The organism is Alcaligenes sp. YSL9 (genome assembly GCF_030515105.1).
GTDB lineage: Bacteria > Pseudomonadota > Gammaproteobacteria > Burkholderiales > Burkholderiaceae_B > Alcaligenes > Alcaligenes phenolicus.
In genome coordinates this window covers 939,589-964,270 of record NZ_JALXJU010000002.1, presented here as the reverse complement: position 1 = coordinate 964,270, position 24,682 = coordinate 939,589, and the positions used below count along the sequence as shown (strand labels likewise).

Sequence of the window (24,682 nt, the reverse complement as noted above, 5' to 3'; positions counted from 1 at the left end):
TCAGCGTTGCTCGGGGAATATGATGCGTTTGGGCTTGAAACAGAAGTTGTGGTTGCCATTGATCTTGTGCTTGATGGCGTTGGTGGCGGTTTTTGCGTTTGTGAACTATCAGCTCTATCAGGCACAGATGGAGGAGCGAAAAAGTAGTTTGCAGCACATCGTCAATATTGCAGCAAACATTACGCAGGACTATCAGCAACTGGTCAGCAAAGGCGTTCTGAGCAAGGAAGAGGCACAAAAGCAGGCGCTGCAACGCATCGCTAGTATCCGTTTTGGGCAGGAAGGTTATGTGTCGGTGTTATCGACCGATGTGGTGTCCATCATGAATCCCAGCCGACCGGAGCTGGACGGCCAGGACGTCAGTGCCGTGGTCGATAGCAACGGGGTGCACCCTTTTGCCGAGATGAGCCGCATCGGCCGCAATGGTGGCGAAGGTTTTCTGGAGTATCACTGGCCCAAACTTAGCGACAAGAGCAATGCCCCCAAACTGGCCTTTGGCAAAGGGGTGACGCAGTGGGATTGGGTGCTGACCTCGGGCGTATATATCGACAATATTCAGGCGCGCTTCCTGAGGAATCTGCTCAGCTCGTCAATCGTGTTTGTTCTGATCGTGCTGCTGGTATCAGCGGTTACTGTGTTTCTGGCGCGCCAGATCTTTGCCGAGCTGGGGGCTGAGCCCAAAATTTTGCATGAAGCGGCCCAAGCCATTGCCAATGGCGATCTGCGTGTGACTCATTCCCTACGCTCGATTCCAGACAATAGCGTGATGGCCTCCATCGAGCAGATGCGCCTGAAATTGAACGAGGTGATGCGCACGCTGCAACACAGCAGTGGTGTGATTGCGGACGATACCGCGCAACTGTCTGTGGGCAATCTGGAGCTGTCCAGTCGCACGACTCAGCAGGCCGCGGCCTTGCAGGAAACAGCATCGGCCATGGAAGAGATGACGGGCACCGTTCGCATGAGCGAAGAAAACGCCATGCGTGCCGAGGAAGTCTCCAGCCAGGTGCAGAAAACGGCCCAGCATGGTGGTCAGATGGTCAGTGAACTGGTGGACCGCATGGGCGCGATTCGCGATACCAGTGGCAAGGTGGCGGACATCACCACGGTGATTAACTCGATTGCCTTCCAGACCAATATTCTGGCCTTGAACGCGGCTGTGGAAGCGGCGCGAGCCGGTGAGCAAGGTCGAGGCTTTGCGGTGGTGGCGGGTGAGGTACGTGCTCTGGCGCAGCGCACGACGGCGTCAGCCCAGGAGATTGCTCAATTGGTGGAAGCGTCCTCCAATAGCACCCGCGAAGGCGTGCAATTGATGGGGCAGGTCGGTGAGGTTATTGATGAGATGGTCACCGGCAGCTCGCAAGTGATGACGATTGTGCACGAGATTGCGGCTTCTACTCGCGAGCAAACCATTGGTATCGAGCAAATCAACGTGGCGGTGGGGCAGTTGGATTCGGCCACTCAGCAAAACGCGGAAATGGTGAACCAGGTGGCGCACACCTCCAGCGAGTTGCAGGAGCAGGTGCAAGAGCTGGATCGTTTGATTCAGGCTTTCCGTCTGGGGTGATAAATGGCGCCGCCTCGCGCCAGCCAAGGGGTGCGCTGATTATTTTTGATCGTATACTGCTTCTTGGTACTGGGCTTGTCCTGCGGCAAACCGGCATTTAGGAGGATGTATGTTGCGCGCACCTGTTGTTGCTGTATTGATGGTGGGAATGGTTGGGTCGGCTTGGGCGGCTACGCTGCCTTCGGCTCAAGGTGAGGTTCAGGCGCACGAACATCATGAACGAATACTGAGCTTGCAGCAAAATGAGCTGGTGCAAGGCAGTTGGCAGCACAGTGGTGATGTAGCGCTGGAATTGTTCGGCCCGGATGGCAAGGCGATTCGTCATTGGGCAGATGCACCGGAACGGGGTGGCCCTTTTGGCTTTATTGCCAGCACGGCGGGCGAGTATCGTTTGCGTGTGCAAGGGCAGGGCGAGTATCAGTGGCAGGTTAAATCGGTTACGGCTCCCCAGGCGCCGGCTCAGGCCGAGCCTTTGCAAGGCGATGTGATCCGTCAGTGGAGCATGCGCTTGCGCGCGGGCGAGCCGTCTCGCGGTTTCTGGGACTATGTGCAGCGTGTAGGTTCGCCTTTGGTGGAGCGCTACAGCACTACGCATGATCGCGTCACGTTTGTCTGGCGCGGTGCTCAGAACGAGGTGCGTCTGCATGGCGGGCCTTTCTCGTATACCGATCGCATGCATCGTTTGGGTGAGTCGGATATCTGGTACATCACCTACGATTTGCCGCGTGATGCCCGCTTTGCCTATCGCATGGCGCCGGATGTGCCTTATGTGGGCCAGAACCTGGCGCGCGAAGTGCTGCGGGCGGCGTTGCAGCGCGATCCTCATAATGCCAAGGCTTTGCCGGAAAACAGCAAGGATCTGTTTGATGGTGAGTCGGTCTTGCGTTTGACGCAGGCACCTGCCGAGGTGGTGAGCCTGGAGCCGCAGCAGTTGGGGCAGGGGCAATGGCGTACGGAGCGCTTGCCCAGCGAGGCTTTGGGTGTGGAACGGCAGGTGCAGATTTATCAGCCTGCGGGCACTCGGGCTCAGGAAATTGATCACACCTTGATTTTGTTCGATGGTCGGGACTATCGGGATTTGGCGCGCGCGCCGGCCATGCTGGATACCTTGATTGCGCAGGGGCGCGTGGAGCCTATGTGGCTGGTCCTGGTGGACAATCCGGGCATGGCGGAACGGGCTCGTGAGTTGCCGCCTAATGAGGCTTATATCAAGTTTCTGGATAAGGAGTTGATGCCTTGGCTCAAGGCCCAAGGGGTGCAGTCGACAGCGGACAAGACGGCGATTGGCGGCTCCAGCTACGGTGGTTTGGCTGCCATGAATGCCGCCTGGCGTTTGCCGCAGCTGTTTGGCAATGTTCTGAGCATGTCGGGGTCGTTCTGGTGGGCTCCGACGGGTGATGCTCGTGGGCAGTGGCTGACGCGGCAGATGGCGGACTCAGAAGCTGTGCCAGTGAAGATTTATATGAGCGCCGGGGTGTTTGAGTCTTCAGGCTCCAGCCGGGATGTCAGCCTGGTGCAGGCTAATCGTCATCTGGATGATGTGCTGCGGGCGCGGGGGTATGACGTGCGTTACGTGGAAAGTGCGACGGCACATGATTTTGTGGCGTGGCGGGATGCTTTGGCTTTGGGTTTGGAGCATTTGTTCGGGATTGAGCAGGTTGAGGCTCCGGTCGAGAACAAGAAGTAGCTGGACTTAAGCTGTGAGGGACGGGCTATAGGCGGGCTCAGGAGGCTGGACCGGGGGGCTGTTCGGGTCGGGGCAGGCTCCGGCGGGGCTGAGCGCTTGCTGGTGCTGCGCACCAGTTCCCTTGTCCTGAGATTGCTACGGGCGGGGCCTGAACTCGCCAGGTACTTGGTCCCCCGGACCAAGTACAAGCGCCTGGCTCAAACAGCAGGCCCCTTGCATCCCTACGCAATCTCAGGCCCGCGGCAAGCACTCTGATCCGCCCCGCCTGAGCCTGCCCCGACCCGAACAGCATGGTGGCAGTGCTCTTGAGTGGGCCTGCTTTCAACGGTTGTTGGCGGGGGCGGTTGGCACGCTGGAGCTGCTCGATCTAGTTCACAGACTCGACGGAATTAAGAGGTAGCTGATAGGAGGCTACCTGCACTGAGCAGGTCTAATCTGATGCTGACCTGACCTGACCTGACCTGATTCGATTTGACCTGACTGAGTCTGTCTTCATTGAGCCGCATTTACGATGTTTCGGTTCGTTCGTATTCTTCCTTGACTTGGCAATAGGTGGTCAGTCCTTATCGGCACTGTCACTAGTAGGGATGTTCGTATGCTTTTGTCCGGCCTCGTTCCGATGGGCAATAAAAAAGGGCGGAGATTCCGCCCTTTTTTGCGTCTGGCTGTTTAGCCTTGGTCCAGTGTGGCACCGCCGTCCACGCGCAGGTCGGACAGGGTGATGTGGCTGGCGCGGTCCGAGAGCAGGAACAGGACGGCTTCGGCGATTTCTTCGGGGGTGGCGATTTTTTGCAGGGGGATGCCCAGGCGGTAGTTTTCGCCGGAACCCGCGATGACGGTTTCGCGCGAGCTGCCTTGTGCCCACATGGCTTGTTGCATGGGGGTGTCGGTGGAGCCGGGGGAGATGATGTTCACCCGGATGCCGTGTGGGGCCAGTTCCAGGCCCAGGCAGCGGCTCAGTTGGGTGACGGCGGCTTTGGAGGCGGCGTAGGCACCCATGGCGATGCGTGGTGTGGCGGCGGAGTTGGAGCTGACGTTGACGATGGCGCCTTGTTTGCGCTCGATCATGCCTTTGGCCACGTTGCGGCAGACGTTGAAGACGCCGGTGGTGTTGATGGCAAAGGTGCGATCCCATTGTTCGTTGCTCAGCTCGGTGATGCGGCCCATTTGCAGGACGCCCGCGACACAGGCCAAACGATGAATGGGGCCCAGTTTTTCCTGCCCTTGGGCCAGCGCTGCATCGACGGCATCGGCTTGGCTGATGTCGACCAGGTGGCAGGAAACCCGATCACTGTATTCGGATTGACTCAGTTGGGTCAGTCCTTCTACGTCCAGGTCCAGGGCGATGACGCTGGCGCCTCGTTCCAGCAGTAGTTGGGTGACGGCAGCGCCAATGCCACGGGCCGCGCCCGTGACGGCTATGCATTCACCTGCAAATTCTTGTGTGCTCATGTGTGCTTCCTGTTTAGCTTTGCAGGCTGTCCTGGATTTCGGCGCAGGTCAGGCTGACGCCGCAGCGTTGCGAGACGTGGCGGATCGCCATGTGGTGTTCTTCCAGCGAGAAGTCGGCAACGCCGTCGATGGCCAGGAAGGGCTGCACGTCTTGCATGAAGGCTTCCAGGGCGGTGGTCATGCAGCCGATGTGGGCGTAAACGCCGGTGATGATCAGTTGATCGCGGCCCAGATTGCGCAGTTGCTCACGCAGGTCGGAGCGCTGGAAGGCGCTGTAGCGCCACTTGGTCAGCATGATGTCGTTTTCGGCCGGTGTCAGCTCGGGCACGACGGCTTGCTGGCTGTGGAATTCGCTGGCGGTCAGGCCGGGGCCCCAGAAGTCGTTCAGCAAGGCGCGGTCTTTTTCGGGCTGCTCGGTAGGCTGGGCGGTGTAGAACACGGGTATTCCCAGCTTGTGGCAAACCTCGCGCAGGGCGGCAATGCGTTCGATCAACATGGGGATAGGAGCCTGGCTCATATCGTATTTCTGCAGAAAGTAGGTCTGCATATCGTGTATGAGCAGGGCGGCACGATTGGCCTGTGGGCGCCAATTGACGCGGTTGGCTACGGAGGTTTGAGGCAGTTCGTAGCTGGGCAAGGCGTGAATGGTCATGAATCGTGTCTCCTTTAGATTGTTATGTTCTGGGCCAGACCCAATGAGTTGATCAGGGTCATGAGTTTATTGCCGGTTTCCTGACGTTCCAGGGCAGGGACGGAGCCGTCCACAATGCCGGCGCCAGCCGATAAGGTCAGCCCTTGCTGGGTGTAATGGCCGCAACGAATGGCGACTGCCCATTCGCCGTTGCCTTCGTGGTCGTTCCAGCCTATGGCGCCTGCAAAGTAGCCGCGATCAAAGACTTCAGTGGCTTCGATGGCCTGCATGGCGGGCTGGGTGGGCAGGCCGCAAACGGCCGGCGTGGGGTGCATGGCCAGTGCCAGCTCCAAAGAGGTGACGGATGGGTCACGCAAACGGCCGCTGATACGGGTGGACAGGTGCCACAGGTTGGCGGTGCTGGTCAGGCTGGGGCCATCAGGCACGTCCAGGGAGTCGCAGAACTGGGACAGGATACGCACCACGTCTTCAATGACGTAGGCGTGCTCGCGCAGGTCTTTGCTGGAGGCCATCAAGCTGTCGGCGCTGGCCTGGTCGCGCTGTGGGTCGGCAAAGCGGGGGGCGGTGCCTGCCAGCGGGTTGACGGTAACCAGATCGCCCTGGCGACGCACCAGCAACTCGGGGCTGGCCCCAAAAAACAGATCCGGGTCTTGAGCCTTGCCGCCCGGCAAGGGCAGGGCGTAGGTGTAACCGGCAGGATTGCTGTGGAGCATATTGCTCAACACAGTCTGACGGTCCAGGGCTTCGTTCAGGGTGATGGTGACAGTGCGGGCCATCACGGTTTTGGAAATGTTCTGTTCGCGCATCGTGGCCAGGATGCGGCTGACGCTGTCTTCGTAGCCTTCGCCATCAGGCAGCAGGCTTTGGCTGGCAATGCTGTTGCTGGATTTGGCCAACGGCGGGCGCTGTACCGGGCGCAGCAGCACGGGATCGCGCTGATATTCTTTGGGAACGCGCAGGTAAGCCTGGCGAGTCGGGTTAAAGGGGATCACTCCCATCAACAGGGGGGCGTCCAGACCTTGCTGAGCGGCTTGCGCCAGCAAGGCTTGGGCATCAGAGAGCAGTCGCCCTTGGGCATTGTTGGTATGCCGCTCCAGTGCCGTGCCGTGTGCCATCAAACTGACGGTGGGAGAGGCAAATACGCTGCTGTCGGCCTGGTAATGACCTAACCATTCTTCAATGGTGGCATGGCGGACTTGGTCGGCTATACGGCTATTCATAGGAGTCCTTTTTGGGGCAAGGGTTTTGCCTTGGCGCCCCTTTTCATGGAAGGGGCGCATCGGGCGGTTTACTTCAGGTGCAGGCGTGTGATGCGGTCAGCCGTCTGGTCATCCTTACCTTTGGATTTGTTGACCAGATAGGCATTGCCTTCGCCATCCAGGGAGACGTGGTTGGGGAAGCTGCCACCGTCCAGGTTGGCAACGATTTCACCCTTACCGTTCACGGCCGTCACGGTGCCCGCACCGCGGGAGGCCACGTAAGCCAGGGATGTCTTGGGATCGAAGACCACGTTCAGGGCACCGGCACCGATCTTGATGTCGTGCTGAACGGCACCGTCTTTGGCATTGATGATCAGCAGATTGTCGCTGCCTTGGGCGGCGACGTAGACCTGGTCATTCTTGCTGTCTACCGACACACCAGCCAGACCACGTGCACCGGGCACGGGGAAGACGGTTTGAGCATTGCCGTTTTTCAGGTCAATAATGATCAGCTCGTTGGTGCTGGCGCTGACGGTGTACAGACGGTCTTTTTCAGCGTCCAGAATCAGGCTCATGCTGCCGGGCTTGTTGCGGGTCTTCGATTGCAGCTCGATCGGGTCCAGCTGAGTCAGCTTCTTGGTGTCGAATACAGCTATGGTGTTGGCGCCGGGCGAGGACACGTAGGCACGGTCTGTTTTCTCGTCTACAACCACGTCGCGTGGGTGGCTGACGACGCCGTCTTCAAACTGTTTGACCAGTTTCAGGTCTTTCTGGCTGTAGACAGCAATGGAGCTGCTGCGGGTGTTGGTGACCCAGACATTGCCTTGCTTGTCGTCCACGTCCACACCGTAAACGGCTTGAACCTGACCATCGTCACGGCCTTTTTGGGCGGCAGGTGTCACGCTGGCTTCAACCGCCAGGGTCTTGGGGTTCACTTTCACCAATTGCGACTGCTTGACGGGTGGGCGGCCCACGGCGGAAGTCACGAACAGCACTTTGTTCTTGGGGCTGTAGGCGCTTTGGTACAAGCCGGGAACCAGGTGCTGGGATTGCAGTTCGAATTTGTCCTGACCGCTCAGCTCAACTTTTGGGGACACCTTCAGATTGAAGATGTCGGCCGTCGAGGGCTTGCTGACTTGCATGACCACAGGGTGCACGCCCACAGCGGCGTCAGCGGGGATGGTGATCTTGGTGCTCAGATTGCCTTCTTTGTCGGCAACCAGGGCTTGAGGGGTCAGAGTGTGACCGTTTTGCAGCAGGATCACTTCCTGGCCGGGGGTGAAACCACGGCCTGCCAGTTGGGCTTCGGAGCCTGCATAGACCACGCCAGCAGCATTCAGGGAACCGCGAAAGTCAGCATCAGGCTGGTCAAAAGCGGGGGCTGCAAAGGCATTGGCCAGGGACAGGGACAGGACGGCTGCGCTCAGGCCGGCCTTGCGCAGCAGTGCGGCAGGGGTACGGCGAATGCAATTGACATTGATTAGCATCTTTTAATCCTAAATAAAGGTTCGGTCGACAAGACGGTCCATGTAGGAGATCTTTCTACAGGCGTGCAGCAGGCGTGGGTAGAACAAAATCGAGATGTCAGGCATTGGGCGGGCCATCCTGTTTGCTGGCCGAACGCAGGCCTTGGTTAAACACGCCGAAACCGCAAGCGACAGCGGCACAGGCCAAACCACCCACGGCCACGGCGACTGCCGGGCCCAGCAGACGGGACAGATAACCCATTTGCATATTGCCCAGGGCCTGGCCCAGGGAATATTGCGTCATCCACAAGCTGGAGACACGGCCCAACAGGTAATCGGGGGTGTGGTGCTGAACCAGCGCCATACGCATGATTTTGGAGATGGTGTCGGCAGCACCCATGATGGCCAGGCAAAGCAGTGCCCACCACAGGGTCGCTTGCACGGACAGGGCTGCTACCGCCAGGCCCCAGATCAGTACGGCAATCACGATGGCGGCACCTGGGCGGGATACCTGACGGCACCAGCCACTGGACAGGGCGGCCAGCGTGGCACCCACAGCCGGAGCGGCATACAGATAGCCGGTGGCGGTGGCGCCCATTTTCAAAATAGTGTCGCCCCACTCGGGCATCAGGGCCAAAGGCGTGGCCAGAATCAGGGCAGCCAGATCAATCAGCAACAGGGCGCGCAGCAAGGGGTGGCTGGCCACAAAACCAAGGCCATCACGCAGGGATTGGAAGGCGTTTTTCTGAGGCTGCTTGCCCGCTTGCGGAGGCAAGGGCGGCAGAGCACGCAAGAGCAAAGGGGTGATGATGACACCGCAGAGCACGATCACGTAGCAGAAAATCAGGCCGGGACCGGAGATCAACACGCCAGCCAGTGCGGGGCCGATAATGCCGCCCAACTGCATGGCCAGACCGGACAGGGCGGCCGCAGCGGCCAGCTTGTCTCGACCGACCAGTGCCGGGGTAGCGGACATCATGGCCGGGACGCTGATCCCGCCTGCCGCACCACCAATGGCCGCGGCCACATAGATCAACCAGACCTGCGGGTTGGGCAGCAGCGTATTGAGCAGGAACAGCACCACGCTGATGATGTAGACACTGCGCGACCAGACCATCAGGCTGCGCCTGTCCATGCGGTCCGACAAGACACCGCCGGCAATCAGTGCCAGCACCATGGGGGTGGCCATGGATACGTTCAGAAAGGCAACGGCCACACTGGATTTGGTCAGCTCATAAAGCTGCACGCTGGCAGCCACCATCAACATGCCGGTGACCAGCACCGTGGCGGCCCGAGCGAAGTAGGCAAAGCGGAATGCTCGACTTTCGATTAGTGGCGAGATATCCAGAAAGAAACGTCTTACAGACATGGCTTATACATCGAGTTCAGGTTGGGCTTGTGCCTGTTCGGCAAAAGCCATGGCCGAGTCCATCAGCGGGGCCATGATGGCCACGGCTTCAGTACCGGTCAAATGAGCGTGCAAGGAGGCAATGTCATGCACGTCCAGCTGCCCTGCATAGGGCTTCCACAAATCGGGATGCAATTGTGTGCCTGCGTGGTCCAGCGCCGCACGGAAGTACAGCATGGGGCCGTCATAGGCGTGATGCTCGTACAGACGCACCAGACGGTTATTGTTCTCCACCACCTGGAATACGCTGTCCAGACGTGTGTCGGGCAACTCGGCCAGCGGGTGACCGCTGCGCTTGAGGAAGTCCACCACACCCTGACGGGTCAGGGAAACGTCGGGCAAGCTGTCCGGGTCATGGCCTGCGATATGCAGCAGGGCCTTGTAGATGGCGTTGGGCTCGGGAGGCGGTTCATTACGCCACGCATCGCTAGGGTAGGCGTCCAGCAAGGACAACATGCCCACCAGTTGACCGCGACGGCGCAGCTCTACGGCCATGGCCTGAGCAATAATGCCGCCCACGGACCAGCCTGCCAGATGGTAGGGGCCATGAGGCTGAACTTGCTCGATACGATCCACATAAACTTTGGCCATGGCATCCAGGCTGCCATCCAGACCCAGCGAGGCGTCAGACAGCACACTGGCTTGCAAGCCATAAACAGCGCGGCCGGCAGGTAGGTGACGTGCCAGTGCCCCATAGCACCAGGACAAACCACCGGCCGGGTGAACCACAAACAGCGCGGGCTGGTCGTTCAGCCCCGGACGCAAGGCGATGATGGGACCAAAACCATCGGCTGCTGCGCTGCCAGACTGATCCAGATGTTTGGCCAGACGGGCAATAGTGGGGTATTCAAAAATAGTGCCAATTGATACGGCCTGACCGCGTGCTTCGCGCAGTATCAAGGCCAATTTGGCAGCCAGCAGCGAGTGTCCGCCCAGGGCGAAGAAGTCGTCGTCGGCGTAAAACGCTTCGCTGCTTTCCAGCACGGTGGCGAAAGCGGCGGCAATTTGGTGCTGAGTGGCACCGTCCAGCGGCAAACCTGCCGAGCGGGCCTGCAAGGCAGGGACGGGCAGGGCCTTGCGATCCAGCTTGCCGTTGGCCGTCACCGGCAGGGCATCCAGGCTGATCCAGGCGCTGGGCACCATGTAGGACGGCAAGTGCTCGCCTACATAAGCGGCCAGCGTGTTGTCCGTGCACTGGCTGCCTGCTTGCGGTACCCAGTAAGCCACAATCGCCATTTGACCGGGTATGTCTTCACGGGCAATCACGGCTACGTGGGCCACATCGGGGTGACGCGCCAGCAAGGCTTCAATTTCACCCAGCTCGATACGTTGACCGCGCAGTTTGATCTGGTGATCGGAGCGGCCCAGGAAAATAACCGCGCCATCTTCACGCCAGCGGGCCACATCGCCGGTGGCGTACATGCGGTCGCCATGCAGGGCGTAAGGGTCGGGCACAAAGCGTTCTTCAGTCAGGTCCGGGCGGCCCCAGTAGCCTTGCGCCAACTGTCGGCCAGCCAGGTAAAGATGACCGGCCACGCCGGGCGGTACAGGTTGTAACTGCTCGTCCAGAATGTACAGGGCGGTGTTCCATACGGGGAAACCGATGGGCACAGGCTGGGATTGGTCATCCCGCGACGCAGGCCAGTAGGACACGTCCACGGCAGCTTCGGTTGGGCCGTACAGATTGTGCAGCTCGGCGTTCAGCAAAGAATGGAAGCGGTCGCGGGTAGCGGCCGACAGTTCTTCACCACTGCAAAACACCAGACGCGGAGCCAGTCCACGAGCGGCAGGCTCATCCAGGAAGGCGCTGAGCATGGAGGGCACAAAGTGCAGCACTGTGATGCTTTGTTCGCGCATCAGGCGGGCAATATGAGCCGGATCGCGGTGCGCTTGTGGTGGGGCGACGACCAAGGTTGCACCTGACAGGAAGGGCAGGAAGAACTCCCACACCGACACGTCAAACGTGGCCGGGGTTTTCTGCAAAATTCGATCACCGACACCAATGCTGTAGTGCGTTTGCATCCATACCAGACGATTGACGATGGCGTCGTGGTTAACCAGCACGCCTTTGGGTGTGCCGGTAGAGCCGGAGGTGTAGATCAGGTAGGAAGGATCGTGCGGACCGGCGGCGGCCCAGTCTGGCGCAGTGCAGGTTTGTTCAGGCTGCGGGACCAGCAAAGAGGCATTGAGCGTGCAACCGGGCTGGCCAACCAGCAGTCGCGGTTGAGCGGCCTGCAAGATGGTGTTCAGGCGATCGGCAGGCTGGTCCAGATCCAGCGGCAAGTAGGCAGCACCAGCACGGTGAATAGCCAGCAAGGACAGCACCAGCTCCAGCGAACGAGGCAGGGCCACGGCGACAATATCGCCGGTCTGCACACCGGCCAGACGCAGTTGCGCGGCCAGATTGGCGGTTTGTTCGTTGATCTGGGCGTAGCTGAGCTTCTTGCCTTCAAACTCCAGGCCACTTTGTTCCGGGTGAGCCTGCAACTGGGCGTGGATCAGTGCCCATAGCGTTGTTTCAGGGACCGGGTGAGCAGTCTGGTTGACGGTCTCAATCCAGTGGTGGTGTTCGGCATCCGTCAAGGTCGGCACGGCAGACAGGGTTTCAGCCTGTAAAGCGCGCAGCAGGAACTGCTCCAGACGGACCAGATGGGTTTGAATCTGTGCGTCGGTGTACAGACGCGGGTTGGCTTCCACTTCCAGACGCAAGCCACTGGCATCGGGTTGGGCGCGGAAGGTGAAGTTCAAGTCTTCCACGGGGCCAGCGCACAGCACGGTCTGGCTGGCGGTCAGGCCCGCTTGTTCGTAGGGTGCATCGAACGGCAGCACGTTGATGATGGGGCCGTGCAGGCGACGCATGCCACCGAGCAAACCCAGATCACGGCGCAGTTGTTCACTACGGTAGCGGCCATGACGACGTGCCTGACGCAGAGCCTTGGAAACTTGGATCAGGTACTGATTCAAGGGCTGGGATTCGTCGATCTGCAAACGCAGCGGAGCCACGTTCATGACGGTGGAGACGATACGGGCACTGATATGGCCCAGACGGCCCATCCAGGGCACGCCCACCGTGCATTCGTCCTGGCGGGTGTGACGGCGCACATAGGCGGCGGTCAGGCCCGTCAGAATGTCTGGCCAGCTGATGTCGCTGCTTTGTGCCAATGCTTGCAGGCTGGCTGTCAGTTCGGGCTTGACGGCGCTGCGTGCCAGCAGGAAATGATGGTCGCTCAAAGCCTGGGATTCGCTCAGGCTTTGGGCGGGTTCTGCATCGCTTAATGTGTCCAGCCAGAACTGTCTGTCCTTGCTGCGGCGCTCGCTATTCCGATAGCTTTGATCGTCATCCTGCAAAAGGGTGAACGATTCCAGCGCATGCCCATGATCTTCACGGCCACTTAGCAGGGCCTTGTAGAGCTTGACCACTCGCGTCTCGATCAGTGCCATGCCATAGCCGTCAGCGGCCAGATGATGGATACGCTGATACCAAAGATGGTGCTTGGGCCCCAGTACAAACAGGATGTGCCGTGCCAGTGGCGCAACGGTTGGGTCCAGCGGTGTGCGCAGGTCCGCCATCAGCTGGGTTTGGGCTTGTTCGGCCCCGTCTGCGTGGGCAGACAGGTCCACAATTTCCAGTTGAATGGGTTCTTGCGGGCGCAGGTACTGGGCCGGGCCGTCTGGCGTGTCCACCATGCGCAAGGTCAAGGCATCGGCTTCGGTCAGCGTCAGATTGATGGCTTGCGCAAACAGCGCGGTGTCCAGCGCCGAATGGATATGCGTGCAGTGCCCGGTATTGAAAATCGGGTTGAGCGGGTCCAAACGCTGGGCGTACCACAGACCTTCTTGTGCTTCGGTCAGGGGGCGCAATGGCAGTTCGGAAGGGGAGCTAAACATAAGCGTGTTGCAGTAAGAAAATCAACGGCCGTTCTGTTGGGCGCGTTCGATCAGGGACCACCACTGGCCCAAGGTGACCACCGAGGCCATCTCGGAAAACTCGATAGGAGCGCCAGCTTCGCGCCAGCGGGTGGCCAGGGTCATGACGCGCATGGAGTCCAGACCCAGGTCGATCAGATTGTCATCATCCAGAATGTCCTGGGGGTCTTCATGCAGCATGGCGGCAATATCTGCGCGCATGCGTTCCAGGGTAAGTGCAGTACTCATGATTGTTCTTGCGTTGTGTTTTCGAGTTGTTCGCGCAGTTGGGCGCGCAATTCCTTGCGGCTGATCTTCAGGGCCGCAGTTTCCATGAAACGGTCCACAAACACGATTTGATCCGGCACTTTGAAGTCGGCCAGACCGCGGCTGCGTATCCATTTCTTCAGTTCAATCGCGCGGGGCTTGTCATCCTTGGGGATGATGAAAGCGCAGCTGCGCTCACCCAGAAACTCGTCGGGCACCGATACCACGGCAGCATCAAAGACCTGCGGGTGAGCCAGCAGATGATCTTCAATTTCCTCGGCGGAGATTTTTTCGCCAGCGCGGTTGATGTGGTCAGTGGCACGGCCCTGAACCATCAAGTAGCCTTCGGGTGTCATGCGTACCACGTCGCCTGTGCGATAGAAGCCGTCCTCGGTAAAGGAGCGGGCATTGGCCGCGGGGTTGTTGTGGTAGGCACGGATCGTGTAAGGGCCCCGTGTCAGCAGATAGCCGGTTTCTCCAGGGGCGACCGGATTGCCGTTGTCGTCCACGATCAGGATTTCATCGTCCGGGCTGATGGGACGGCCCTGCGTGTTGATGATGGTGTCCTCGGGATCGTCCAGGCGGGTGTAGTTCACTAGACCTTCGGCCATGCCGAACACCTGCTGCAAAGTCACACCCAGAGTGGGACGTACGCGCTTGGCCGCTTCGGCGTTCAATTTGGCACCGCCCACCTGGATTACTTTCAACGAATCCAGCTTGGCATCGGTCTTGGTGGCTGCATCCATCCACAGCATCAGCAGCGGGGGGACCAGACTGGTGTCGGTTACGCCTTCGCGCTCGATCAGCTCAAAGCAAACGTCCGGGCTGGGGGCGGGGCTCAGCACCACTCTGGCTCCGGCGTACAGTGCACCCAGAAAACCGGGTGAACTCATGGGAAAGTTGTGGGCAATGGGCAAAGCGCCCAGAAACACACTGTTCTCGTCCAGTCCGGCAATCTTGGCGCTCTCGCGCAAGGTGTAGATGTAGTCATCGTGCGTGCGGGGGATCAGCTTGGACAAGCCGGTGCTGCCCCCCGAGATTTGCAGGAACGCCACTTCGGAAGGCTGGGCCGCTGATACGGGTACGTCTACATTGGCAGCGCTGCTTTGCAACTGGGCCAGGGACGTAAATTCTTGTGCGTCGCCCACGATGTAAACCTGCTCGACCTGTGGGCAGCGTTCACGCAGTTCGCGCACCAAAGGCAGGTAGTCAAAACCGGCATGAGCGTCCACACCAATATAGGCGCGCGCTTGAGCAGTATTGGCAAAGTGTTCGACTTCGGTGATGCGGTGCGCAGGCAGGACGTACACGGGCAAAAGACCGGCACGGAACAGGCCAAAGATCACACTGACAAACTCAGGGATGTTGGGCAGGTGCACCAGGACGCGGTCGCCCTTGCGCAGACCGGCTTGCAGCAGGCCCGCCGCGATCTGACTGGCGTACTGGTCCAGCGCGCCATAGGTCCAGCGCTGGGTGCCGCCAACAATGGCTTCGCGTTCCGGGTGGTTTTGCGCGCGCGTGCGCAGCAAAGCGCCAAAAGTTTCCCCTTGCCAGTGTCCAGCATCGCGGTATCGCTGGGCAAAAGCGTCAGGCCAAATTTGTTCAACAGGAATAGATTTCATCATGGTAATGAGAACTATTACATAAATAAGTAGGCTTGTCAGATTTACTCGTGCTCAGTCAGCTTGGTGTCAGGCAGTTGAGCGCTGTCCAAAAAGCTGACTGTCCACGGAGCAAAGGGGGTGTTCAGGCAGATGGCGGCGGCATAGTTTTCCACCGGCCGGTGACTGTGCACCACCAAACCTTGCAAGATGGGATGGGGGGATTGTACGGTGCATCCATGATCTGGGTGACCGTCCAAGGATAATTCTTGAGGCTGAATATGAAAACCCGTGCCTGCATGTTTCAGGGCGGCCTCTTTGCCACACCAAAGCGCGTAGAAGTCCAGATCGCTCTTTAGCCAGGAACGCTCGGACGGCACACTGCAATGTTCGACCAGCCCTGCTTTGACGGGCAGGCGCATGGCCTCGATGTCTACGCCTATAGTTCGGTTGGCAATTCCAATCAGCACACGCTCGCCGCTGTGCGACAGGCTAAAGTGCAGATCGGCATCGTCCAGATCCAGCACGGGCTTGCCATGTTCCAGATGGGCGATAGGAACAGCGCGTGGCGTGCAGCCCAGCAAGGGCGCCAGAAAATGGCGCAGCGCACCGTGGGCCAGCAGGCTTAAATGCTGGTCCGACTGCTGTCTGCGACGGGCAATCACCGCCAAGGTGTGGTCGGGAACCTGGTTTCGTAACCAGGATTCCATACCGTCGGGCAAGGGAAGCGACAAACTGTATACAGACAGCATGTCAAAGTCCCAAATGGCGTTGCAAAAGGGCGGCGTCCTGGCGCAGTTGCTCGGCAGGGCCGTCATACACCAGCTGACCATTACCCAATAACAAAGCGCGTTCGGCCAACTGCAGAGCCAGACTTAAATTCTGTTCGGCGATCAGTACGGTAATGCCTTGCTCGTTCAGCGTTTGCAGCTGCGGCAGCAAGGTGTCCTGAATCGTCATGGGAGCCAGGCCTTCGCTGGGTTCGTCCAGAACAATAATGGAGGACTGCGTCAGCAGCGCACGGGCCAGTGCCAGCAATTGTCGTTCGCCACCGCTCAAGGCGGAGCAGGAGGACTGGCGGCGTTCGTACAGACGCGGCATGGCTTCGTAGATGCTGTTCAGCGTCCAACGATCATCCGAGCGCGGACGTCGTGCCAGCCCGGCCAAACGCAGGCTTTCCTGCACGGTCAGCGTTGGGAAACGGCCTCGGCCTTGGGGCACCAAAGCCATGCCCAGCAGGGCGATTTTGTGCGTGGGCCAACCTGCAATGTTTTTCCCGTGCACATTGATTTGTCCGCTCCACTGCGGGCCCATATTGAACAGGCAGTGCAGCAGGCTGGTTTTTCCGGCGCCGTTGCGGCCCAGCAGGGCCACACTTTGCCCGGCGGGGATATCCAGCGAAATTTCTTGCAGAATGTCGGCACGGTCGTAGCGTGCATGCAGGCCGGAGATGTTCAGCGCTGTGCTCATGCCGCCTCCAAAGCCAGTTCACCCAGATAGGCCTGACGCGCGCCTTCGTGCTGGCGCACGGCGTCCGGGGTGTCGCAGGTCAACAAGGTGCCCGATGACAGCACGGCAATCCGGTCACATTCCTGGAAAACAATATCAATGTCATGGCTGATCAGCAGCACGGCACATTGGCCGCGCATGGCGTGGACCAATGCCATGACTTCACGCGATTCGGACTCGGACAGACCAGCGGTAGGCTCGTCCAGCAAGAGCACGCGGGGTTGCTGCGCCAGGGCGATCAGCAAATCCAGAATGCGCTGCTCTCCATAGGACAGGGATCGACCCAGCACATGGCCCCGGCCGGCCAGGGCGCTATGTTCCAGCAATGCTTCGGCTGCTTCTTGGCTGGCGGCGCGGGCGGCCTTGCGGCCCCACCAGTGGTAGGCGCAATCTTTTTTGATGCGCACGGCCAGAGCCAGGTTTTGCAGCAGGGTCAGTTCAGGAAAAATACGGCTGGTCTGAAAGCTGCGCACCATACCTTGTTTGGCGCGTTCAATCGGGCCCAGACTGCGCAGGTCCTTGCCTTCCAGGAACACCTGACCGCTGGAAGGAGTGGCCAGACCACTGATGATGTTGAACAGTGTGGTTTTACCTGCGCCATTGGGGCCAATCAGCCCCAGGGTTTCGCCCGCACGCAGCTCCAGGCTGACGTCCGTCAGGATATCCAGACCGCCTACATGCAAGGCCAGTTCGCGAGTGCTTAATAAAACGCTCATGCAGACCTCTTGCGTCGTTCTGCCAGACCATTGGGCATGAACAGAACTGTCAGCACAAAGATCAAACCTACCAGTAACTGCCAACGATCCGTGTAGGAGCTCAGGTAGGTCTGGGCAAACAGATAGAAGGTGGCCCCAATAAATGCGCCGCGCCAGGTGCGTATGCCACCGATCACACCCATGATGATGAGCGTGGCCGAGAAGCTCCAATGCACTTGCTGCGGGCTGACGTACTGATTCGCAAAGGGATACAGGCCGCCAGCAGCACCTGCTACCGCACCTGCAATCATGAAGGTGTAAAGGCGGATACGCCATGCCTGATAACCCAGGGCGGCCATGCGCAAGGGCTGATCGCGCAGACCGGTCAAGGCCAGCCCGATTGGGGCGCGGCTGAAAGAACGCAGCAGCAACCAGCAGATGACCGCCAGCGCCAGGGCCAGAATCATCAGGGTGTAAGGGGCGCTCAAGGGCAGATCGCCCAGGCTCAGACGCGGGAAACCGCGCAGGCCATCGGCACCGCCCGTGACATCACGCCAGCGAAATGCAACTTCCCAGATCAATTGCCCGGCGACCAGCGTAGCCACCATGAAAAACAGCTCGGAACTGCGCAGGCTGATCAGCGCCATCAATATGGATAGCAGGGTGCCCGCCACAATGCCCACCAGCAGCATCAGCGGCAGGGACGCGCCCCAATACTGGCTGCTGACGGCGGTGGCGTAGGCGGCAAAGCCGAAAACCGCACCGTGGCCCAGGGTGACCAGGCCGCCGTAACCAATCAGTAGGTTGATGCTAAGGACAGCGCAACCGATCAGTAGAGCTTCGGTGCCAAAGCGCCATAAGAAGGCGTCGCCCCAGAAATAGCTGCTCAGCAAGACCAGGCAAGCCAGAGCAGGCCAAAGTCCAGTGCGCAGCATGCAGGTGTTGAGCTTGTTCATTTAAACCTGACGCGTAGCGGATTTGCTCAAGCCATTGGGCCAGCAAAGCAGAAGGCCCAGCATGACGGCCAGGGTGGCGGCATTGGCAAAGGCTGGAACCCAGACGCGGGCAAAGGTGGTGACGAAACCCAGAATCAGCGCGCACAGCAAGGTGCCGCGTACCGAGTTCAAGCCGCCAATGACCACCACCAGCAAGGCCAGCAAGAGGATTTCTTCATCCAGTCCGGGGTAAACCGACAGCATGCCTGCGCCCAGGGCGCCGCCCAAACCGGCCAGGCCGGCGGCCAGCGCCATGCCGATGGCGAACAGGCGACGCGAGTTCAAGCCCAGGGTCTCGACAATCTGGGCGTCCTGCACGCAAGCGCGAATGGCGGCACCCCACAGGGTGCGATCCAGCAGGAACCAGAACAGCAAGGCCAGCGTCAGGCCGGTGACGATCAGGAACAGACGATAGGTGGGGAAGGGCAGGCCCATGATCCACACCCCGCCACGCAGCACTTGCGGCAGCATGGGCGAGAGCGTGTCGGCGCTGAAGCCCCAGCGCATCAAATCCGCCAGAATGACGGACAGGCCGTAGGTCAGCAGCACCTGCATCAAGTGGGTGCGCTGGTAGAACTGGCGAAAGGGGAAGCGGTCCAGCAACAGGCCCATCAGCCCGCACAGTGCGAAAGCGGCGGGAAAGGCCAGCCACCAGGGCGCGCCGGATGCCAGCCACTGGACGCTGATATAGCCGCCAAGCAGGAAAAAAGAGCCGTGTGTCAGGTTGATGAAGTTCATCAGGCTGAGCACTAAAGACAGCCCCAGCCCCGCCAACATCAGCAGTGCTGAGAAGGACAGGGCATTGAGGATTTGAAGCAGAAAATAAGACAAGGTGGAGCTCAAGAACGCGGGCCGGGGTCCTGGATACGTTGGTAAGTGTGGACCACCGTGTTAAAGGGGCGACCTTGCGCGTCTTTTTCCACCCGGTTGACGTAAATATCCAGAATGGACTGGTTATTGCGCGGGTCAAAAGCCATGGGGCCAAAGGCGGTGTTGATAGGCTTGTCCAGCAGGGCCTGTTTGAAGGCCGCCTTGTTGGACAGATCACCCTTGACCGCATCCAGACCGGCCTTGATGACCTGGCCGGTCACGTAACCGGAGGTGCTGGCTTCGCCGGGCAAACGGCCACGGCTGGCCTGGTAAGCAGCCACAAAGTCCTGGGCAGCCGGAGCGCCGGGCGATTGGTGGAAGGTACTGACGCCACCTAAAGCAGCTTCGCCCACAGCGGTAATCACGTCTTCCTGATCGAACAGGGCACCGGGGCCCACGATCTGGATCTTGCCGTGCAGTTGGTAGTCCTGCATTTGCTGGTGGAAACGCACAGCGTCGGCACCGGCCAGGAAGGTGTAGACAAACTTGGGGTTGCTGGCAGCCAGATTCATCAGGATGGGCGCGAAGTCGGGCGTACCCAGGGGTGTCCAGATGCGCTCGCCCAGCGTGCCGCCTTGTTCCTGATAAGTATTGGCGAAGTCTTCAATGTATTCGCGGCCAGCGGTGTAGTCCGAACCCAGCGTGATGCCGCCGGATTTTTCAATGTGCTCGAAGGCCCACAAGGCGCCGGTGTGGCCCAGCATCCAGCTGGTTTTGGTGGGGCGGAATACGTAGGGGCTGGCTGCTTCACGAGCCAGGCCATTGGCAGCGGCATTGGAAATGAAGGTAGGCAGTTGCGCATCGTGCACGATGTCACGAATGGCCAGTGCGATATTGGCGCTGATGACACCGCCCAGAACGTCGATCTTGTCGCGCTCGATCAGCTTGCGCACTTTACGGATGGCTTCGTCCGGTTTGCCGTGGTCGTCTTCTACCAGCAACTGCACCTTGCGCCCGCCCATCTCGTAATTGCACTGTTGCAGCATCAACTCCAGACCGGCGCGCATGCTTTCGCCCAGGGAGGCGAAGGGGCCGGACAAAGATGTCAGCAGGGCAATTTTCAGGGGACCGTCTTGGGCGCGAAGCAGGCGGGGAACGCCAAACAGCAAAGGGCTGGCTGCGGCAGCCAGCAAAAGCTGGCGACGTCCAGCACGGGTAGGGGAGAGAGTCACGAGATCTTATTTTCCGTAAGAAAGCCAAGCTTGCCTGGCAGGACATCTCAGGCAGGAGGCTGCGCTACTAAATGTTAATCATTATCATTTTATGGTCTTTCCTGACGTAAATAAAGGCTCACACCCTTGAATGTCCATTTCGTGCGTGGGTCTTTAAAAGCAACGCGCCCCGATTGGGGGCGGATTCAGGGTGACAACGGCATGAAAACGGCCACGCGGACGCTTTATAAAAACGCACAGGGGCGGGCTATTTAGCGCGCATCTCCATTGATATTGGCGCGAATGCGGTTCAGGAACTGGCGCAACTGGGTCAGTTCTTCCGCCGAAAAGCCCTGGATGGCGCGGTGATGAATGTCCAGAGCCGCGGGCAGAACACGCAGAAAGTGCTGGCGACCTTGCTCATGCAGATGGATCAGTACACGGCGCTGGTCCAGCGGGTCGGGCTGGCGGGACAGGTGGCCCGCGTTTTCCATTACCACCAGGGCGCGCGACAAGGTGGTTTGATCCACATCGGTATATTGCGCCAGGGTACTGACGCCCAGGCCATCGGTTTCGTTCAGAAAAGCCAGCACACGCCAGTGCAGCAGGGTCAGTTCATGGCTGCGCAGCAAGGTTTGAAAGTCAGCATTTAAGGCCGAGGTGCTGCGATTGAGCAGATAGGGGATAAACGTATCGTGCCCGGTATAGGCGTCAGTCAGAGTACGGCTGGCCATAGTGAAGCGGCTTCCTTGATGCAAAAAAAAGCAGGCTACTCGTTCAGAGTGATTGAGTGAGCCTGCGAAAGCCCGGCCAGCGCTGCCATTGGCCGGGCAAGTGGTTGGTTCAGTGTCAGTTCGTATGATCCACTTTGCGCTGCAAAGCGGCAATCGTCAGGTTCAGTGCGAAGCCCAGCACACAGATCCAGACCAAGGGTACAAACATATCAATCGTGCGGTAGCTGCGTGCGGCGGCGGTCAGCATATGGCCCAGACCGTCGGTGGAGGCAATCATCTCGGCCAGAAAGACCACCACGCAGGCAATGACGCCTGCCACCCGTACACCAGCCAGCACGGTCGGGCTGATGGCGGGCAAAATGATTTTCCACAGGCAGGCGCTGCGAGATGTCCCGGCGGCACGCGCCGACCAGATCAGCTTGCGGTCCACCGTTTGCGCAGCCACCCAACTGGCCATCAGCACAGGGAAAATCGCATCCGAGACCACCAGAGCGATTTTCGATGAGCTTTCAAACCCCATGATCAGGATTAGTGCCGGGTAAAGGGCGATCTTGGGGATAGGGGCCAGCAGACGGATCAGGGCATCCAGCAGAAACGAGCTCCAGCGCGTCAGCTGTGCAATCAGCGCCAGGGCCACACCGGCCACACAGGCAATCAGCAAACCACTGATCAGGCGGTAGACGGTGATGCCCAGGTTCTGCCAGAAGTCCGCCTGACCGGCCAGTTCCAATACACGCATCAGAATGGAAGAGGGGGCAGGCAATAACTGCGGGCTGACCCAGCCCGAGCGGGTGCACAGCTCCCAGACAATCAGCATCAGGGCCGGACTGATGCATAAAGAAAGTCCCGACAAATCCCGGCGTTTGGCCGGGCGGGTTTGAGTAGAACGCATAGCTTGTCCCGGTGAGGCTAAGGTTTTGGTGGTCATAGCGTCATCCTTTGTCCATCAGGCTCTGGGTCGAGTCATGCCAGTGTGTGCAGCGTTTGCGGACAAACTCGAACAGCGCATCGCAGGCAATGCCCAGCACGGCCAGCAGCATGATGACGGCATACACCGTGGAGTACTGCGCCATATCCATGGAGGTGAACAGCAGATTGCCTATACCTTCCTGACGCGCAATCATCTCGGAGGACACCATCACGATCAGGGCCATGACCACCCCGACCCGGCAGCCAATCATGACTTCCGGCAAGGAGGCGGGCAGAACAATCTTGCCCAGACGGGCAATGGGCCCCATGCCCATGGACTGGGCGACCCAGATCAGCTTGGGCTCGATGCGGGTTGCGCCGTGATAGCTGTGATAGAGCAAAGGCAGGGACACGCCCAGCGCAATAACCAGGATCTTGGAGAAATCCCCCAGACCGAACCACAGCATCAAGATCGGCATCAAGGCCGCTTTGGGCATGGGATAGGCCAGGGCCACCAGAGGATAGAAAGCGGTATAGACCAGGCGGCTGCGGCCCATGGCCAAACCCAGGGGGACGGCCACGACCAGTGCCAGGGCATAACCGGCAAACATGCGGCCAACCGACTGCAGGATTGCCGACCAGGCCATCGGGTCGCTGATCAGGGCAGGCAGTTCGCCCAAGGCCGCCCAAGGGCTGGGGAAGGAATCCAGCCCTACCCAACGGGCCAGCCCTGCCCAGGCCAGCAGCACCAGAATGGCCGCCATGACCAAGGAGGCCCAGCGATGTTCATACCAGTGCTGTGGCGTCATGGGTGGGCCTCCGCCATCAAGGATTGCTCCAGACGAATAATGGTTTCCTGATAGACCGGATTGCGCAGCAGCTCGCTACGGACGCGGGGGCGGGGCAGATCAATCTCCACTACCTCCTTGATGCGGCCGGGCGAGCCAGTCATGACAATCACGGTATCGGACAGGAAGACGGCCTCGTCCACGCCGTGCGTCACAAAGACCACGGTGTTGCGTAACTGCTCCCACAAGCTGAGCAGTTCCGTTTGCAGGGTGACGCGCGTGTGGGCATCCAGCGCCCCGAAGGGCTCGTCCATCAGCAGGATGTCCGGCTCATAGGCCAGGGTGCGGGCGATGGCCGCACGCTGACGCATACCGCCGGACAGTTCACGTGGATAGAAGGAGGCGTAAGGCCCCAGCTTGACCTTGTCCAGCCATTCGCTGGCGCGCTGTTCGGCCTGGTCCTTGGGCATGCCTTGTTCGCGCATGCCGTAGGCCACGTTTCCCAGCACGGTTTTCCAGGGGAACAGGGCGTACTCCTGAAACACCGGGCCCCGGTCTGGACCTGGGCCGGTAATGGGCTTGCCCTTGACGCGGATCTGGCCGCTGGAGCAGGACTCAAAGCCCCCTAACATATAGAGCAGGGTGCTTTTGCCGCAACCGCTGGGTCCCAGAATAGACACGAATCGCCCTGCCGGAATGCTCAGGGCGATGTCTTGCAGGGCCGTATGGCTGCGGCCCTGCCGGGTGTTAAAGGTTTTACCGACACCATCCAGTTCAATCATGGTGTTGCCTCGCGTAAATCAGCCCGATAAAAGTCCTGCACGTTCAAGGCTTTCTTCAGGAAACCCGCCTTGTGATAGCGGTCGTAGGTGCCCTGGATGGATTCCAGATTGGGCTGCATGTCCGGGACGCGGGCAAAGTCCTTGTCGGTGAACAGGTACTGGGCCAGCAAGTCCTTGGGCGCACGGGTAATTTGTGCCGTGACTTCTACGGCCAGTGCAGGATCTTTGCTGAGCATGCCCATGGCTGTTTTCAAGTCCTGCACATAGGCGCGCACCACTTCGGGATTGGCGTCGCTATAGGATTTGCTGCAGGCTTCGAAAATCTGTACGGATGGGCTGGCCACTTCGGACAGGGAGAACAGTTTGCGCAAACCGCCTTTCTTCTCGTTCAGCAGGGCAAAGGGCTGGGCCATGGGACCGGCATCAATGCGGCCACTGCGAATGGCGTCGGCCGCAGGGGGAAAGCCGGTCTCGACGATTTTCACGTCCTTGTCCGGGTCGATACCGTTTTGGCGCAGCCACAGCAGCATGTCGAAGTACACACCGGCTCCATAAGCGTTGGTGCCAATGACCTTGCCTTTCAGGTCCGCCGCAGTCTTGATCGGGCTGTCTTCCTTCACGGCCCAGTAGACGGAGAAGTGATCATCGTCCGAGTGCACGTGCTGGGCCACGATATAGGCTTCCAGACCGCTTTCAATAGCGCCATTGGCCAGCGACATGGGGGCCATGGTGGAGCATTCCAGAACGCCAGCACGCATGGCTTGCACCATGGGCGAAGTGCCCTGGAACTGAGTCCACTGGATTTGATATTTCTTGCCCAGTTGCGGGAACAGCTCGGGGCGCTTGGCCATCAGGTATTTGGCTTCCTCGCCCGGAATGGTCCAGCCTACCCGCAAGGTGGGGACTTCCTGAGCCTGGCTCAGACCGTGACAGCTCATCAGGGCAAACAGCAACGCAGCGGTTTTCTTCATCGCAGGGCCGTCCCAAGATGAAGAGCGCCCTCTTGGAGGGCAGCAAGACGAAGGCGCAGCGTGGGAGTCTTTT

The 24,682-nt window shown here is 59.7% G+C and carries 21 protein-coding genes; 2 read left to right on the top strand and 19 right to left on the bottom strand.

The window, feature by feature from the left end; translation table 11 throughout:
* The first annotated feature begins 19 nt into the window (after nt 1–19).
* Both M2Q46_RS12565 and M2Q46_RS12560 read left to right on the top strand, forming a co-directional pair.
* Nucleotides 20–1,567, top strand: coding sequence for a methyl-accepting chemotaxis protein (locus M2Q46_RS12565; protein ID WP_302357347.1), 1,548 nt, complete (start codon nt 20–22; stop codon nt 1,565–1,567).
* Between the two features lie 109 nt (nt 1,568–1,676).
* Nucleotides 1,677–3,254, top strand: coding sequence for an alpha/beta hydrolase-fold protein (locus M2Q46_RS12560; RefSeq protein WP_035268476.1), 1,578 nt, complete (start codon nt 1,677–1,679; stop codon nt 3,252–3,254).
* Nucleotides 3,255–3,923: 669 nt separating this feature from the next.
* Here M2Q46_RS12560 and M2Q46_RS12555 read toward each other — a convergent pair.
* From M2Q46_RS12555 to M2Q46_RS12465, 19 genes are all read right to left on the bottom strand, one after another.
* Entirely contained in the window at nt 3,924–4,706 is a 783-nt protein-coding gene (locus tag M2Q46_RS12555; protein ID WP_035268474.1) for a 2,3-dihydro-2,3-dihydroxybenzoate dehydrogenase, read from the bottom strand.
* 13 nt (nt 4,707–4,719) lie between these two features.
* Complete coding sequence (locus M2Q46_RS12550) at nt 4,720–5,358, bottom strand: isochorismatase family protein (protein ID WP_239055005.1); 639 nt, start codon at nt 5,356–5,358, stop codon at nt 4,720–4,722.
* 14 nt (nt 5,359–5,372) lie between these two features.
* Nucleotides 5,373–6,578, bottom strand: coding sequence for an isochorismate synthase MenF (locus M2Q46_RS12545; RefSeq protein ID WP_239055006.1), 1,206 nt, complete (start codon nt 6,576–6,578; stop codon nt 5,373–5,375).
* A gap of 68 nt (nt 6,579–6,646) precedes the next feature.
* Nucleotides 6,647–8,044 carry a YncE family protein gene (locus tag M2Q46_RS12540; RefSeq protein ID WP_302357344.1) on the bottom strand — a complete coding sequence of 466 codons (1,398 nt, stop codon included), beginning with the start codon at nt 8,042–8,044 and terminating at the stop codon, nt 6,647–6,649.
* A 97-nt stretch (nt 8,045–8,141) separates the two neighbouring features.
* Nucleotides 8,142–9,392 carry an enterobactin transporter EntS gene (gene entS / locus M2Q46_RS12535; protein WP_302357343.1) on the bottom strand — a complete coding sequence of 417 codons (1,251 nt, stop codon included), beginning with the start codon at nt 9,390–9,392 and terminating at the stop codon, nt 8,142–8,144.
* Between the two features lie 3 nt (nt 9,393–9,395).
* Entirely contained in the window at nt 9,396–13,319 is a 3,924-nt protein-coding gene (locus M2Q46_RS12530) for a non-ribosomal peptide synthetase (RefSeq protein WP_060186113.1), read from the bottom strand.
* 21 nt (nt 13,320–13,340) lie between these two features.
* Complete coding sequence (locus tag M2Q46_RS12525) at nt 13,341–13,586, bottom strand: phosphopantetheine-binding protein (RefSeq protein ID WP_003804459.1); 246 nt, start codon at nt 13,584–13,586, stop codon at nt 13,341–13,343.
* Nucleotides 13,583–15,229: a (2,3-dihydroxybenzoyl)adenylate synthase gene (locus M2Q46_RS12520; RefSeq protein WP_060186114.1), complete on the bottom strand. Its 1,647-nt coding sequence runs from the start codon at nt 15,227–15,229 to the stop codon at nt 13,583–13,585. Before M2Q46_RS12520 ends, M2Q46_RS12525 begins: the two co-directional genes overlap by 4 nt.
* Nucleotides 15,230–15,270: 41 nt before the next feature.
* The gene (locus tag M2Q46_RS12515; RefSeq protein WP_060186115.1) at nt 15,271–15,957 is read right to left on the bottom strand and encodes a 4'-phosphopantetheinyl transferase superfamily protein; all 687 of its coding nucleotides are present in this window, start codon (nt 15,955–15,957) and stop codon (nt 15,271–15,273) included.
* A 1-nt stretch (nt 15,958) separates the two neighbouring features.
* A complete protein-coding gene (locus tag M2Q46_RS12510; RefSeq protein WP_009462853.1) occupies nt 15,959–16,675 on the bottom strand; it encodes an ABC transporter ATP-binding protein in 717 nt (238 codons plus the stop codon).
* Complete coding sequence (locus M2Q46_RS12505; RefSeq protein WP_302357342.1) at nt 16,672–17,430, bottom strand: ABC transporter ATP-binding protein; 759 nt, start codon at nt 17,428–17,430, stop codon at nt 16,672–16,674. The genes M2Q46_RS12510 and M2Q46_RS12505 overlap by 4 nt, the downstream gene beginning before the upstream one ends.
* Entirely contained in the window at nt 17,427–18,365 is a 939-nt protein-coding gene (locus M2Q46_RS12500) for a branched-chain amino acid ABC transporter permease (RefSeq protein WP_302357341.1), read from the bottom strand. The genes M2Q46_RS12505 and M2Q46_RS12500 overlap by 4 nt, the downstream gene beginning before the upstream one ends.
* Nucleotides 18,366–19,235 (bottom strand): branched-chain amino acid ABC transporter permease, encoded by an 870-nt coding sequence (locus M2Q46_RS12495; RefSeq protein ID WP_035268872.1) that lies wholly within the window; start codon nt 19,233–19,235, stop codon nt 18,366–18,368.
* Between the two features lie 8 nt (nt 19,236–19,243).
* Entirely contained in the window at nt 19,244–20,446 is a 1,203-nt protein-coding gene (locus tag M2Q46_RS12490) for an ABC transporter substrate-binding protein (protein WP_230940611.1), read from the bottom strand.
* A gap of 251 nt (nt 20,447–20,697) precedes the next feature.
* Nucleotides 20,698–21,159, bottom strand: a complete 462-nt coding sequence (locus M2Q46_RS12485; protein WP_009462841.1) for a MarR family winged helix-turn-helix transcriptional regulator — start codon at nt 21,157–21,159, stop codon at nt 20,698–20,700.
* A 115-nt stretch (nt 21,160–21,274) separates the two neighbouring features.
* A complete protein-coding gene (locus tag M2Q46_RS12480) occupies nt 21,275–22,051 on the bottom strand; it encodes an ABC transporter permease (RefSeq protein ID WP_226349577.1) in 777 nt (258 codons plus the stop codon).
* A gap of 40 nt (nt 22,052–22,091) precedes the next feature.
* The gene (locus tag M2Q46_RS12475) at nt 22,092–22,877 is read right to left on the bottom strand and encodes an ABC transporter permease (protein ID WP_035268452.1); all 786 of its coding nucleotides are present in this window, start codon (nt 22,875–22,877) and stop codon (nt 22,092–22,094) included.
* Nucleotides 22,874–23,638 (bottom strand): ABC transporter ATP-binding protein, encoded by a 765-nt coding sequence (locus tag M2Q46_RS12470; RefSeq protein WP_009462836.1) that lies wholly within the window; start codon nt 23,636–23,638, stop codon nt 22,874–22,876. Before M2Q46_RS12470 ends, M2Q46_RS12475 begins: the two co-directional genes overlap by 4 nt.
* Complete coding sequence (locus M2Q46_RS12465; RefSeq protein ID WP_009462834.1) at nt 23,635–24,609, bottom strand: ABC transporter substrate-binding protein; 975 nt, start codon at nt 24,607–24,609, stop codon at nt 23,635–23,637. Before M2Q46_RS12465 ends, M2Q46_RS12470 begins: the two co-directional genes overlap by 4 nt.
* Nucleotides 24,610–24,682 lie beyond the last annotated feature (73 nt).